Raw genomic sequence first — 14,687 nt, forward strand, 5'->3', positions numbered from 1 at the left:
GTACAATGTCCGGCAATCGCCGTTGCGATAGCTTGGCTCGCGCACGATCACGGTTGTTGCCGGAGGGGCGCCATGCGTAGTTTCCTTCTCACTGCCTTCCTGTCGTCGGTGTTGCTGATTCCCGGCGGTGCACGGGCTGGTTCCACCACGCCGCCCAATTTCACCAACACGCTGGAAAACGACGCGCCGCGCGACGTCGCTCCCGGCACCTTGGTGACACTGACCTGGTCCGCCTATGCGGCGTATTGTTCGCCGGCCGGCTCGTCGTTTCCGAACAATGTCCACTTCGACGACTGGAATACCACCGGCAGCTGCGCCACCGGCAATTTCAGTACTTGCAGCGAGCTGCACACAGGGCGGTACACCTTGGTGCAGAAAGGAACATATCGCTTTAATGTAAAGTGCGGCATCCCGGGGCATCCGGAAATCCAGACAACCTCGCTCATCAATGTGGTGGACACGCCCAAGATCGACGGCATCAGCCTGTCTCTGTCGGCGAGCACGCCCGGGCCGGTGCGGGTCGGCGACACCTACGGCTACCTGATCGGCGTGCGCAACCTCGGCACCAACCGCATGACCAGCCTGCGCGTTTCGGTGCCGATCCCGAACACCCTGACGGTCACCGCCAATACCTGCAACGCGTCGGTATCCCAGGGCACGCTGGTGTGGTCCGGCCCGGACATTGCCACCGGCAGCGCCGCCAGTTGCACGTTCAGCGTACGCGCCGGCGCGATACCGGCGAACGAAACCATCCAGGTCGGCGCGACGGCGAACTTCAATCTCGTCAGCCAGCCATTCACCCTGACCACGCGCGAGGTGATCAGCAGTACGCACCGGTCGCGTCCGCAGACGGTGACGCGCAGCGGCACGGCAACAACAGCCAATTCCGGCACGCCGCAGCTCACGGCGAACGGCAAGCTCATGGTGTATTCGACCCTGCAGAAGGGCATCGGCGACAACGACTCAAACACCGGCGGCGCGGACATCCTGCTCAAGGACCACCGCTCGGGCCTGACGCGGGTGGTTAGCCTCAATCCGGGCGGCGCACCGTTGCAGGGCAACAGCATCACGCCGGCGATCTCCGGCAACGGCCAGGCGCTGGCATTCATCTATCGCCCGCCCGGCACGACCTCGGTAAAGCGGCGCATGGCGGCGCAGGGTGCCGAGCCCACGGCCGGCGAAAACGAAGGTCAGATCTGTTCGGCGCCGCCGAACGGTCTGTTCCAGTCGACCTGTACCTCGACCAATTCCTCCGGACAGAATCTGGATGGGGCGGCGGAATCCCCGAGCCTGTCCGCCGACGGAAAACTCATGGCCTTCGCCTCGTCGGCGACCAACTGGGTGGCAGGGGATACCAACAACGCCAAAGACGTCTTCGTGAAAAACCTGGAGACGGGGCAGGTCACCCTCGTCAGTACTGACGCGGCGGGCGTGCAGGGGCAGGGGGCCAGCATCGATCCGATGATTTCCGGTAACGGCCGCTTCGTGCTGTTCCGCACGCAGGCGGCGAATCTGGGCGGAACGGCGGACTGGCAGGTGGTGCGCAAGGACCTCGGAACAGGCGCGCTGCTGCGAATGAGCCAGAACAGCGTGGGCACGCCGGCCAACGGCGAGGTGGGCCGGGGCACGATCTCCTGGGACGGCCAGCGCATCGCCTTCGCCAGTCGCGCCACCAATCTCGCCCTGGGCTTCAATGGCGGATTGCGCCAGGTATATGTCTATAACGAGCGTCCGGCCTCGTCGGCGCGACGCGCACCCGGTGGCGCGGCGGCGCAGGTCGCACCGCAGGAGCTGGCTGTCGGGCTGTTCGGTGTCCGCGACAATGCCGGCGGCGTGCCCGACGGCAATGCGGATGATCCCGCCATCTCGTGCAGCGGACGGACGATCGCCTTCGCTTCCACGGCGACTGACCTGATTTCGGGTGACCTGGCGGGCATGAAAGACGTGTTCGCCGTCGACGCCGATACCGGCGTGGCGCGCCGAGCGGTAGCCGGCGGTGGCAGCGCAGAACCGAATGCGGCATCGAGCGAGCCGGCGATTGATTGCGAGGGCACCACCAGCGCGTTCGCGTCGCAGGCCAACAACCTCGACAACAATGACCCCAATCCGAACAACGACATCTACCTGCAGCAGGATCCGCAGCGCAGCGGCGTCCCGTCGCTGATGATCGACCAGTCCTTCAGCGGCAACTGGTACAACGCCGGCCAGAGCGGTCACGGATTCCTGCTCGAGGCGCTGCCCAGCGGGGAGTTTTATGTCACCTGGTACCTGTACGTCAGCGGCCAGCCCCTGTTCCTGCAGGGCATTGCGCGGCCACAGGGGAACGTGATCGACGTGCAGGTCTACCAGTCGCGCTCGACCGCATTTCCGGTGGGCGCAGGCGGTGCAACCAGCAACAGCTGGGGGCGCATCAAGCTCACCTTCACGGGTTCGACCTCCGCGTCGGCGGAGTGGACGCCGACGGTCTTCGGCTATTCGGCCGGTTCGATGGTCCTGCAGCGCCTGACCACGCCGGCATTGATCCAGTCGGACGTCAGCGGCGGATTGCGCGCCTGCTACAGCGGCGTGTGGTACGAGGCGGCTCGGCCGGGCTACGGATTCGATATCGAGGTGAACGACTTCGATGACGGCAAGCGTTACCTGACCGTGTATTGGTACACCTACAAGCCCAATGGTGATCCGCTCTGGCTGGTCGGCGTGGGCGCGATGGCCAATAACGCAGTAGCGATGGATCTGTACCAGGGATCGGGTCCAGGCGCGCAATTCCCGCCGGATTTCGTCGCCGGCAGCGTCACGGCTTCCAAGTGGGGCACCGCGTCCTTCAGCTTCTTCGGCAGCAATCTGATGAACGTGGCGTACCAGCCCACCACCAGCGGCTACGCCTCGGGCAATGTGACCGTCCAGCGCATCACCACGCTTCGCGGCCGGGAGTGCGGCCAGTAGGAAAGGGGGCGCGATGCCGGCGGCATCGCGGTCCGCTCTGTCCGGCGACGCGGGGCGCCGCCGGACGGAGCGCGTGGTTGTCAGAAGCGATACACGCCCGACACAGAATACGTATCGACGCCTTCGGAGAAGTCCGCGGCGAAGTCGAGCTGGAACTTGGTGAACGCCCAGCCACCGCCGATCGAGTAGTGCGTATCCGAGCCGCGTCCGCCCGCGAACAGCACGGCCAGCGCGCGCTCATTGTCGTTGGCCGGCGTGCCGTCGAACTCGACCGAATGGCGTGGATCGTGCCAGAGACCGCCGCGCAAGCTGAAGGGGCGGGTCATGTTGGCAAATGTGTATTCCGCACCCAGGTGCACTTCCGTACCGTTTTCCAGGCGCAGGCGCGAGGCCGCGTCGGCAATGCCAAACAGCGAGTCGATGCGGTCGGTGAGCTGCGCATATTCCACGCGGTCGATGTCGAAATTCACGACAAGCGCATCCGTCGGCCGCCAGGAGAGGCCGATGCCCCAGATATCGGGGATGTCGAATTCGACGCCGGTCGGCGCGGCGAATACGGCCGGTGCCGGCAGCGGGTTGCCCTGTACGTCGATGAAGACCAGGTTGGCGGCCCTGTAGTCGAAGCTTGGCGCGCGGCGGTACGTCAGGCCCAGGCTCCAGGTGTCGGTGAGACGGAAGCGCGCGCCCAGGTTCCAGCCCCAGCCGCGCTCGTCGCCCAGCTGCGCCTGCGCCGATGCGGCGACGGGATTGGCCGGATTGGCCAGCGATACGCGCCCGGTGGCGGTGAGGAAATTGAAGTCGTAGAGCGATACGCCGAGGCCCAGCGATACGTTGTCCGTGGCCTTGAAGGCCGCGGTGGCGCCGTAATTGAGGATCTTGAGCTCGGCCTGGGAGGTGAAGGGGAACAGCTGGAAGTTGCCAAATCCGGCACCCGCCAGGGTCGTGAACTCGGTTTCGAAACGGGCCAGTTCGTGGCGGTAGAACGCGAATGCCCAGCGATCGCGAGGCACCACGATCGACAGGTAAGAAAGGTTGTTTTCCGAGCTGTCGGCGTAGCTGATATTGAGCCCGGCGGTGCTGAACGGGCTGACGCCCGCCGTTCCGCCGTCGATATAAGGCGTGCTGTAGCTGGTGTGGCGGCCCTCGATGGAGATCTCGGTCTGCGCCAGCTGCGTCAGGCCCGCGGGATTGGCGTAAGCGGCCGTGGCGTCGTCGGCCAGGCCCAGGAAGGCACCGGCCATGCCGAGGCTGCGCGCGCCGGGACTGGAAAAACTGAACGGAATACTGGCGTTGGTTTCGGAGTCGGTAATGGCAAACGCCGTTCCGCAGCTTCCCAACAGCACCACGCCGATCGCGACAGACAAGGTACGCTTCATAGGACTCGTTCTCCCCAATGGTTTGGAACGTCCACTGCGCGGCCACCGCGACACCTTGGCCGGGCAAGCGCCAACGATAGTAACACCGGACGTTGTGGGTGGAGACGGTCCTGCGGGGCCGCGGAACCGTCGCCGGATGACACAGGGGTCACGGCCTGACGGCCCGTTCGGGCCGAGGCGTCACATCGCCCTGCTATACTCGGTAGCAAGACGTAACGCGAAGGGGAGTGCTGTCATGGGTAGCGGGTTCGTCGCTCTGCTGGTCATTGGTCTGGCCGTCTTCACGCTGTTCAAGACGGTGCGGACGGTACCCCAGGGGTATGAATGGACAGTCCAGCAGTTCGGCAAGTATACACGTACCCTATCGCCCGGCTTCCACATCTTGATTCCCGGCATCCAGAGCATCGGCCGCAAGATGAACATGATGGAGCAGGTGCTCGACATTCCCTCGCAGGATGTCATCACCAAGGACAACGCCGTGGTGCGGGTGGACGGCGTGGTGTTCTTCCAGGTGCTTGATGCCGCCAAGGCCGCCTATGAGGTAGCTAACCTGGAACAGGCCTCGATCGCCCTGGTGATGACCAATATCCGCACCGCAATCGGCTCGATGGACCTGGACGAATCCTTGTCCAAGCGCGACGAGATCAATGCCAAGCTGCTGCGCGTGGTCGACGAGGCCACCCATCCCTGGGGCATCAAGGTCAATCGCATTGAGCTCAAGGACATCCAGCCCCCGCGCGACCTGGTGGAATCGATGGCCCGCCAGATGAAGGCCGAGCGCGACAAGCGCGCCGCGGTGCTGGAAGCCGAGGGGGCGCGCCAGTCGGAAATCCTGCGCGCGGATGGCGAGAAACAGGCCGCCATCCTCGAAGCCGAAGGCAAGCGCGAAGCCGCCTTCCGCGAAGCCGAAGCGCGCGAGCGCCTGGCCGAGGCGGAAGCAAAGGCAACGTCGATGGTGTCCGAGGCGATCGCCAAGGGTGATGTGAACGCCCTGAACTACTTCGTGGCGATCAAGTATGTCGAGGCCTTGAAGATGCTCTCCACCTCGCCCAACCAGAAAGTGCTGATGATGCCGGTCGAGACTTCCGGCGTGCTGGGCTCGCTGGCCGGCATCGCCGAGCTGGTCAAGACCGCAGGTGTCACCCCGCCGCCGGCACCGAAGAAGCCGGCGTAAGAGTCTTCGTCATGTCGATACATTACATATGGTGGGTGGTGGGCCTGGTCCTGATCGCGACGGAGCTGGCGCTGCCGGGATTTTTCCTGCTCTGGGTCGGCCTCGCGGCCGTGCTGATGGGGTTCATCGTCTGGGTCGTTCCGGACATGGGGGCCCTGCCGCAGGCACTGCTGTTCTTTGCGCTTTCGCTCGCGACGTGCCTGACATACTGGCGATTCCTGCGCGGCCGCGGGCGCGATGGGGCCGAAGCGCCCAGTTCGCTCAATCGTCGCGGCGAGCAGCTGATCGGCCGGCGCCTGGTGCTGGAGACGGCCATCCAGAACGGTCGCGGAAAGGCACGCGTCGGCGATTCCCAGTGGCTGGCCGAAGGGCCGGACCTGCCCGCCGGATCGTCGGTGGAAGTCGTGGCGGTGGATGGTGCGGTGCTGCGTGTCCGGGCTGCGCCCTAGGCGCCCGGTCGCGGTGTTCCCGATGCCCGTAATCGTTGTGGACTAGGTCGCATCGTATAGAAAAATACGACGCGCGAGTGCCGGCGTAGGCGTGCGGCCCTGCTGGCCGGCGTCGTGGTCAGGCACCCGTTCCATGGTGTTGGCCGGGCCGGCGATGCGCCGGCGCCGGCGTGGTATCGGCACCGGCTCTGACCAGCAGGGTGGGCTTTGTGGATTCCCGCCGCCGGCGCAGGGGTATATGCGCTTGGATTGCGATCGCCGCGCCGCGATAATGCGCGCCTTCTTTCGCCAGGCTCTGCCATGACCAAGAAAACCGTCCTCAACGAGACCCACCGTGCGCTGGGCGCCAAGATGGTGGATTTCGGCGGCTGGGATATGCCGCTCAACTATGGCTCGCAGATCGAGGAGCACCATCTGGTCCGGCGCGATGCCGGCATGTTCGACGTCTCGCACATGACCGTGGTCGATCTGAACGGCGATCGCGTACGTGATTTCCTGCGCCGGCTCGTGGCCAACAGCGTGGACAAGCTCAAGTCCCCGGGCAAGGCGCTCTACACCTGCATGCTGAACCCGGCCGGTGGCGTGATCGACGACCTGATCGTGTATTTCCTGTCCGAATCCTGGTTCCGCGTCGTGGTCAACGCCGCTACGCGCGACAAGGACATCGCGTGGATCACCGACCAGGCCGCGGCATTCGGTGTACAGGTGACCGAACGTCCCGAGCTGGCGATGATTGCCGTGCAGGGGCCGAATGCCCGGGCGAAGGTGCTGGGCGTGCTCTCGCCCGAAACGCGTGCCAAGGCCGAGAAGATCGGCAAGTTCGTGGCCTGCGAAGGTGACGGCCTCTTCATCGCCCGCACCGGTTACACCGGCGAGGACGGTTTCGAGATCATCGTGCCGGAAGGCCAGGCGGTCGCCTTGTGGAATGCGCTCAAGGACGCCGGGGTCGGTCCGGCTGGCCTCGGCGCGCGCGATACGCTACGGCTGGAAGCGGGCATGAACCTCTATGGCCAGGATATGGACGAAACCATCAGTCCGTACGAGGCCGCCCTGGCATGGACGGTCGCGCTGGACGAGGGGCGCGCCTTCACCGGCCGCGATGTGCTGGAAAAGCAGAAGGCCGAAGGCGTCAAGCGCGTCATGGTCGGTCTGGTGATGGATGAGAAGGGCGTGCTGCGCCACGGCCAGCGCGTCGTCACGGCGCACGGCGATGGCGAGGTACTTTCCGGCACCTTCTCGCCAACGCTGGGCAAGGCGATCGCCTTTGCGCGCGTTCCGGCCGGCGAGCCGGGCGAGGTCCAGGTGGACATTCGCGGGAAACTCGTCCCGGTGCGCGTGGTCAAGTTTCCGTTCGTCCGCGACGGCAAGCCCTGCGAAGGCGTCTGAGCCCCATCGCGATCGGACTCATTGCTTCAGGCCGCGGCCGTGTAAAATCCCGCCGCGGCGCCCAACCCTATCAGGATGACACCCCATGAACGAGATTCCCGGCGACCTGAAATTCATGAAGTCCCACGAGTGGGCGCGTGTCGAAGACGACGGCACGGTCACCGTCGGCATCTCCGACCACGCGCAGAGCCTGCTCGGCGATCTCGTGTACGTGGAGCTGCCCAACGTCGGTGACACGCTCGAAGTCGGCGGCGCCTGCGCCGTGGTCGAGTCGGTCAAGGCGGCGTCCGATGTGTACGCGCCGGTGTCCGGCGAGGTGGTCAAGGTGAACTCGGCGCTGGCCGACAAGCCCGAAACCATCAACGAAGATGCCTATGGTGACGGTTGGATCGTGGTGATCAAGCCCACCAGTCTGCAGGACGACATGGACAACCTGCTCGACCCGGACGCCTATGCCGAACAGGTCGACAGCGAAGACCACTGATCAGCGCCACCCGGCGGTGATGTGATTCCAGGCGCGCTTCGGCGCGCCTTGGCTTTTTGGGCAACCCGTCGCGCGCCTCGGCACGCCGGAGCGTCGCATCCCTTCGGCGGATCGGGACGGCAGCGACGCCTCACCCGCGTGGCGAGCAGCCACGCCTCCGGTTGGCGGCAATTCCCGTGGGGCTTCCGCGCAGCCGGTGTCGAGCAAGTCCGGCGATCAACGCGGCTCATTCCTGCCACCCGCAGCTCGACTGAGCGGCGGTGAAGTGCGCGACGCCGCCATCACGGTGAACTCGCACGCAACGCACCACGTTCGACGGTCGATTGATCCGTGGCGACTCCAGCCAGAGCACATTTCGTGACCTGGCGCGCAGTGCGGGCCGCCGGTGAATGCGTGCGACGATGGGTGACGGGCGCCGTGCATCGTCGATGCCGCGCCCTCGTCGGCGCCAAGCGCGCAGGATAGATGGTTGACGAAGTGGATCGCCGACCTGAACCGTTCCGGTATCGATCCGCATGCCGGAATCGGTCATTCGTGCTTCGCACTTTTGCGCAATTCGACCTCCGGCGACCCCTTTGCGGGAAAATTCCGGCGGCTCGGCGATCCGGCGTCGAAGCGCGTCAATTTCTCCGCCGGCGACGCGCGGCACGAACACGATGCCGCGTCGCCGATTGTCGTGTGCGCGCACCTTGGCATTCGTTCTTCCGTACTTAAATGTACGCAAAGGATACTAGTGGAATCGCGAAACCCGCGCCGTTGCTAGGCTTTGGCGGGTGTCGGTGTTCTGCGGCGTAGAGAATCCGCGCGCTGCGGGGCTTATCCGTTTAGACGGCTAAACGGCCAAGGCGGAATGCCGAAGGTGCGTCCGGATCGGCTCGCGTCGGTGTGCCGGGCGTGTCTGATTCGACGTCGCTCACATGCATGTGCTTGTCGCGCATCGAAAACTTGTTGACAGTCCCACACGACAGGAATAATTTTCGCGCCGTTGAAACGCGCGCGTAACGGAGATATGGCGGCAGTCAAGTACATCGTCCCGTATGTCGAACACGGGCACAAATCGGAAGCGGTTCGCAAAATCACCGTGTCCATTCCGATGCACATACTTCGCCTCCTGTCGGACGAGCGCACCCGGCGGCAGGTCGCCAATCTCCGCCACGCCACCAACAGCGATCTGCTGTGCGAAGCGTTTCTGCACGCTTTTACTGGGCAACCACTGCCAACTGACGAGGAGCTAAAACGTATGGCCATGAAGAAAGCAACCGCGAAGAAACCGGCCGCCAAGAAAGCGGCCAAGAAGACCACCGTGAAGAAGGCCGCGACGAAGAAGGTCGCCAAGGCCAAGGCCGCTCCGGCCAAGAAGGTAGCCGCCAAGAAGCCGGCCACCAAGAAGGCTGCGGCGAAGAAGGTCGCCAAGAAGGCCACCGCCAAGAAGGCGGCTCCGGCCAAGGCCACTCGCGCCAAGGCGGCCAAGGCTGCCAAGTAAGCGTTACCCGCAACACGTAGTACCGCAAGAACAACGAAGCAATACCGGTTTCTCTCTCCCTGCGGTGCCCAGCGCAGGGAGAGCACTTCCGGATTCGGACGCCGCGACAGCGGCGTTTTTCGTTTGTGGCATTTGAAAGGGCTGCGCCCGCGTCGTTCGTGCACTGCGACACGTCGCGGCTGTGATACGTCCTTCACATCGCGTCCCGGTCAATCCCGCCATCCTGTGATGTGCCTGGCTGGCGCATCGGCGTGATGAGACTGGCTCTGCTCTGGTCCCGCCGGTAACGTAGCGGTCGTAGTGCCGGCGGATTGCCGGCAGTCCCTCCGGCAACCCGGCTGGTCGATCCACGGAGGTGTGCCATGCGCTCCCTCATGCGTTTTCTGACAGGTGTCCTGCTGCTCGTGCTTGTCGCTGTGGCGGCGGCCTTTCTGCTGCCAGATCGCGCCCGCGTCGAACGAGAGATCACCGTGCGACGGCCGCCATCGCAGCTCTACGTCCTGCTGTCGAGCTTCCGACGCTTCAATGAATGGTCGCCGTGGTACGCGCGGGACCCGTCGGCGTCCTACGTGTTGAGTGGTCCGGATGCCGGTGTGGGGGCGAAGCTGTCCTGGACCAGTGAGCGCCGGGATGTGGGCAGTGGCAGCCAGGTCATACGCGCACTGGAACCGGGACGGGCGATCGACATAGCGCTCGAACTGGGTGATGACATCCGGCCAGCGGTTCGTTTCGTGCTCGAACCTGACGGTCCCGATACGCGCGTGCGCTGGACATTCGACCTCGACCTGCCGCTCACCGTGGACGCACGCTTTCCCCGGCAGGTCGTGGGCCGTTACATGGGCCTGGTGATGGATCGCATGGTCGGTGCCGACTACGAGACAGGCCTCGCGCGGCTCAAGGCACTCGCTGAACAGTTTCCCGCCGTGGACATCGCCGGGGTAGATCCCGTGATCGTGGATCTCGCCGGCAAGAAGGTGATCTACATGTCCGTCACGTCAGCCGCCGAAGAGCCTGCACCGACGCAGGCGCGCGCCGCCGCGTTTGAAACGTTACGACGGTTTGCCGACCAGCACCGGTTGGTCGCCGGCACCCCGCCCATGACGGTGACCTTGTCGTTCGATGGCAGTCGGTGGGAGTTTGAAGCGGCAGTGCCGGCGCAGTGGGACGTGATGCCGTCGGATACGCCTATCCGCGGCAAGACCACGCCGTCGGGGCCGGGGGTGCAATGGCATTATCGCGGCGCGCGCGAGGCGTTGCCGGCGGCTGCGGACAAGCTCCATGCCTGGATCGCGGTGAAGGGACTCACGCCAAGAGACAACACGATGATGGAGTACCTCGATGCCGCCGAGGTGGTCGGCGCCGATGCGCCGACGACGCTGATCACCGTGCCGGTGGAATAGGGCGGAACGCGCGACCGACGCGACGCGTCGAATGCCCGGCGTGGCGCATCAGTGCTCCGGATGACCTCGCACGGCGCCGCGTGCCACCTTCGCATCCAGAAGCTATTCGTCATGGCGGGCGAGGAAGTGCCAGCGTATCGCGTGCGCCGACCGGCGGATGCGTTCGACAGACGGCGTGATCCGCCGTTGTGAGTCGGCGCACGGACCGTGTGCGGCAGATGCCTAAGCTGGCCGAAATTTTACGGGCCACCCTCATGCGCATGCTCACATTGCCGATTCTGTTGTTCACTGCTGCCGCGTCCGCGCAAACCGCGCCGCCACTCGACCTGTACACCGATGCGCTCAGCCCGGCATTCCAGAATTGGAGCTGGGCGGGAGGCAGTGCGGGTACCGGTTCCTACAACCTGGCCAATGCATCGCCCACGCACGCGGGCTCCGCATCGATCCGCTTCCTGCCCCAGGGATGGGGAGGCCTGCTCTTTGCCGACGTGACCAACGTCTACGACGCGGCGCAGTACGAATCATTGACGTTCTGGATCCACGGTGGCAGCGGCAGCAACCAGGTGTTGCAGCTGGCCCTGCAGCATGACGCGAGTACGCTCGCCGCCGTGAACGTCGGTGACTACACGAGCGGCGGTATCGTGGCAGGCACCTGGCATGCCGTGACGATTCCCTTCAACGCCAGCACTGGTCTCACCGCCGGCAGCTTCAACCGCGTCCAGATCATGGATTTCACCGGCGGCACGCAGGCCCAGCTGTACATCGACGACATCCGGTTCAATCCGCGCACCTCCACGCCGCCGGCAGGCAGCCAGTCGGTCAGCATCGATCTTTCGCAGGACCGTCGTCCGGTGAGCCCGCTGATCTTTGGTATCAGCTACGGCTCCCAGCAGACCCTCGCCGCCGTGCGTTATCCCCTCAGGCGCTGGGGCGGCAACTCGACCACCCGCTACAACTGGCAAGCCGATGTGCACAGCACGGCGGGCGACTATTTCTACCAGAACATTCCCGATACCTCCGGCGGTGTCGGCAATCCACCGCCTGGAAACTCGGCCGACGCCTTCATCGACGAGGCGCGCGCCAACGGCGGGGAAGTGCTGATGACGATACCGACCATCGGCTGGGTGCCGATCGATGATCGGAGCAACAAGCGCTGGGGATTCTCGCAGGCCAAGTACGGGCCGCAGCTGATGGACGAATGCCGCTTCTACGCCCCGAATCCGCCGGCATGGTGTACGGCGGACTCGGGTAATGGCGAGTGCGATCCCCGGGTGAACACCAACCGCAACTACTGCATTCCGGATGCGGGATCGACCACGCATGGGCTGATCAAGAACAATGCTCCCACCGACACCTCGTTCGCCGCCGGACCGACCTTCTGGCCGGGCTGGATCGCGCACCTGCAGGCGCGCTACGGGACGGCTGCCAACGGCGGTGTGCGCTTCTATGCGCTGGACAACGAACCGATGCTCTGGAACAGCACGCACCGCGACGTGCACCCGATCGCGCCGACTTATGAGGAGGTCTGGACCAAGGGCCGTGATACGGCGATCCGGATCAAGTCGCAGGACCCAAACGCGAAGATCTTCGGACCGGTCACCTGGGGTTATCCCGATCTTTTCACGTCCGCGGCCGATGCCGAGGATTGCAACTGCATGAACGGACCGGACCGGCAGGCGCATGCCGGCAAGCCCTTCGTCGGCTGGTACCTGGAGCAGGTGTGCGCCTACCAGCAGCAACATGGCGTGCGCCTGGTCGATTACCTGGATCTCCATTACTACCCGCAGGGAAGTGGAATCATTGACTTCAACAGCGAGAATCTGGGTGTCTCCGAGAGCGCCAGCGTGCAGCAGAAGCGCCTGCGTTCGCTCAAGGAGCTGTACGACCCCACCTATGTGTCCGAGTCGTGGATCGCCGACCTGGGGGACACCGACGCCAATCACTACAGCAAGCCGGGCCTGCTGCCCCGCGTGAAGGCGTGGATCGACCAGTATTGCCCCGGCACCAAGATCGCGATCACCGAATACAACTGGGGCCCGGACCGCGGCGCGACGGGTGCACTGGCGCAGGCCGAGGCGCTGGCCATCTTTGCGCGAGAAGGTGTTGACGCGGCCATGCGCTGGGGCGCGCCCGAAGCGGGCAGCTATGCGGAAGATGCGTTCAAGCTCTATCTGAACTACGACGGCGCGTTCAGCCGGGTGGCCGGCGACAGCGTGCGTACGACGGCCAGCGCACCCGATACCCTGTCGGCCTATGCCATCCACCAGAGTGGACAGAAACTGTTCCTGCTGCTCTTCAACAAGTCGACATCGCCGCAGAATGTCACAGTGACACTGTCAGCGCCGGTCAACGGCACCTGGAATGCCTATCGTTTCCATTCCACCAACCACCTGGCGCCAGCGGGCTCGGGCAGCGCCAGCGGCACGACGTTGAGCTTCCCGGGTGTCCCCGCCCGCTCTTCGACTTTGGTCGTACTGCCCAACCCCGCCGGCGGCGACGTGATTTTCGCCAACGGCTTCCAGTAATTACCGGGATCCGCAGCCAGCGCCGATGGAATGCGGCAGAATGCATTCCATCGGCCGGATTACTCCGGGCAAGCGCGTGTTCCTGCCTAGCAGTGCGGCCTCGGCCGTGCTGAGAGACAGTTGGCACGACGCTTGCGACACTCGTCGCAAAATGCGCTACATTCGAAGCCGTCCGCGCAAACGGCTCGATTCCGGGTCATGTTTGACCGGTTTCGACGCTGATCGGAGCTGGCTATCGAGGGAGGCGCGGATTTCCGGTAAACGTTCGTTGCGACGAGATATTCATGGCTGCCCGAATCGAAGCTCCCTCCGCCCGCCGCTCACGCGGCAGTGCACTCCCGAAAATCATCGCTGCCCTGGTCGTGCTTGGCGCCGCCGGCGGAGGCGTCTGGTTCTTCTTCCTCCGCGGCCCATCCTCCGTCACCCCGACCGCGCAGGTCACCGAGGCGATTGAGCAGGCTGCCACGACGCCCGTAGCCACGACGACCGCGCCTGCCGATCCAAACGCCGCCGGCAAGCTCAACACGCTGTCGGTGGACCAGTTGTTCAAGGAGGCCAGCACAGCGCTCAATGAGCAGCGCCTGGTCAACCCGCCCGGCAACAACGCGCTGGAGTTCTACCTCAAGATCCTCGAGCGCGATCCCGGCAACAGTCGAGCCCAGGACGCCCTGCGCGAACTGTTCACCTTCGCTGCCAGCGCCGCCGAGCAGGACATCAACGCACGCAACGTCGACGGTGCCAACCGCGTCATCGAGTTGTTGACCAAGGCTGATCCGAACAATTACACATTGACCATTTTGCGCTCGAAGCTGGACGCCCAGCGCAAGATCGTCGAACGCGAGGCACAGCAGGCGCAGGCGGCTGCAGAAGCAGCTGCACGGCGTGCAGCCGAACCCGCTGCCACTGCGGCGCGCACTCCCGCCACCGCCACCACCGCAGCACCGGATGCCAGCGCTGCCACGACCACGGCCGCCACGTCACCTGCGGCTTCCGGTACGCGTCCAACCACCCCGACCGAGACGGCTACTGCCGCAGCCATTCCACCGCCGCCGGTTGCACCGGCAACGCCCGCGGGCGGTGAATCGCGCGATGCGGAACTTGTACGCCAGGTGCCGCCGCAGTATCCGACCGCGGCGCTGCGCCGTCGTCAGGAAGGTTGGGTGCAGGTCGAGTTCACGGTGACGGCCGACGGCCGTGTAACCAACGCCCACGTACTGGATTCCGATCCGCCACGCACCTTCGACCGCGCTGCGCTCGACGCCGTCCAGCGCTGGACCTTCAAGCCCGCCGTCCGCAACGGCGGCGCGATCGAAGCCACCGTCAAACGCCGCATCGAATTCAAAATGTAAAAATCTGACCATCTGCGGAAAAGGCCGGCACTCGCCGGCCTTTTCTTTCTTTTAGTCAGCGACTGAAGGCCGGCACTCGCCGGCCTTTTCTTTCTTTTAGTCAGCGACTGAAGGCCGG

11 protein-coding genes are annotated in these 14,687 nt (G+C 64.8%); 9 read left to right on the top strand and 2 right to left on the bottom strand.

Going from position 1 to position 14,687, the window contains the following annotated elements; all coding sequences use genetic code 11:
• Positions 1–72 precede the first annotated feature (72 nt).
• Positions 73–2,943: a hypothetical protein gene (locus N4264_RS06900; protein WP_261696326.1), complete on the top strand. Its 2,871-nt coding sequence runs from the start codon at positions 73–75 to the stop codon at positions 2,941–2,943.
• Positions 2,944–3,023: 80 nt separating this feature from the next.
• Here the strand turns inward: N4264_RS06900 and N4264_RS06905 are convergent, their stop codons facing one another.
• Positions 3,024–4,319, bottom strand: a complete 1,296-nt coding sequence (locus N4264_RS06905; protein WP_261696327.1) for an OmpP1/FadL family transporter — start codon at positions 4,317–4,319, stop codon at positions 3,024–3,026.
• A gap of 235 nt (positions 4,320–4,554) precedes the next feature.
• On the opposite strand from N4264_RS06905, the gene N4264_RS06910 reads away from it, so the two are divergent.
• The 4 genes from N4264_RS06910 (at position 4,555) to gcvH (ending at position 7,812) form a co-directional block, all read left to right on the top strand.
• Positions 4,555–5,493: an SPFH domain-containing protein gene (locus tag N4264_RS06910; protein WP_261696328.1), complete on the top strand. Its 939-nt coding sequence runs from the start codon at positions 4,555–4,557 to the stop codon at positions 5,491–5,493.
• A gap of 11 nt (positions 5,494–5,504) precedes the next feature.
• The gene (locus N4264_RS06915; RefSeq protein WP_261696329.1) at positions 5,505–5,942 is read left to right on the top strand and encodes an NfeD family protein; all 438 of its coding nucleotides are present in this window, start codon (positions 5,505–5,507) and stop codon (positions 5,940–5,942) included.
• A 300-nt stretch (positions 5,943–6,242) separates the two neighbouring features.
• A complete protein-coding gene (gene gcvT / locus N4264_RS06920) occupies positions 6,243–7,328 on the top strand; it encodes a glycine cleavage system aminomethyltransferase GcvT (protein WP_261696330.1) in 1,086 nt (361 codons plus the stop codon).
• A gap of 85 nt (positions 7,329–7,413) precedes the next feature.
• Positions 7,414–7,812 (top strand): glycine cleavage system protein GcvH, encoded by a 399-nt coding sequence (gcvH, locus tag N4264_RS06925; RefSeq protein WP_261696331.1) that lies wholly within the window; start codon positions 7,414–7,416, stop codon positions 7,810–7,812.
• A gap of 226 nt (positions 7,813–8,038) precedes the next feature.
• On the opposite strand, the gene N4264_RS06930 is transcribed toward gcvH, so the two are convergent.
• Positions 8,039–8,500 carry a hypothetical protein gene (locus N4264_RS06930; protein WP_261696332.1) on the bottom strand — a complete coding sequence of 154 codons (462 nt, stop codon included), beginning with the start codon at positions 8,498–8,500 and terminating at the stop codon, positions 8,039–8,041.
• A gap of 321 nt (positions 8,501–8,821) precedes the next feature.
• Between N4264_RS06930 and metJ the strand changes: the two genes are divergently transcribed.
• The 4 genes from metJ to N4264_RS06950 all read left to right on the top strand — a co-directional run bounded on the left by metJ (position 8,822) and on the right by N4264_RS06950 (position 14,569).
• On the top strand, positions 8,822–9,295 hold the full coding sequence (gene metJ / locus N4264_RS06935; protein ID WP_261696333.1) for a met regulon transcriptional regulator MetJ: 474 nt from the start codon (positions 8,822–8,824) through the stop codon (positions 9,293–9,295).
• Between the two features lie 362 nt (positions 9,296–9,657).
• Positions 9,658–10,695: an SRPBCC family protein gene (locus tag N4264_RS06940; RefSeq protein WP_261696334.1), complete on the top strand. Its 1,038-nt coding sequence runs from the start codon at positions 9,658–9,660 to the stop codon at positions 10,693–10,695.
• Between the two features lie 254 nt (positions 10,696–10,949).
• Positions 10,950–13,220: a glycoside hydrolase family 44 protein gene (locus N4264_RS06945; RefSeq protein ID WP_261696335.1), complete on the top strand. Its 2,271-nt coding sequence runs from the start codon at positions 10,950–10,952 to the stop codon at positions 13,218–13,220.
• Positions 13,221–13,504: 284 nt separating this feature from the next.
• Positions 13,505–14,569, top strand: coding sequence for a TonB family protein (locus N4264_RS06950; RefSeq protein WP_261696336.1), 1,065 nt, complete (start codon positions 13,505–13,507; stop codon positions 14,567–14,569).
• Positions 14,570–14,687: the final 118 nt, after the last annotated feature.

Origin of the sequence: Tahibacter amnicola, assembly GCF_025398735.1 — a bacterium.
Classification (GTDB): domain Bacteria; phylum Pseudomonadota; class Gammaproteobacteria; order Xanthomonadales; family Rhodanobacteraceae; genus Tahibacter; species Tahibacter amnicola.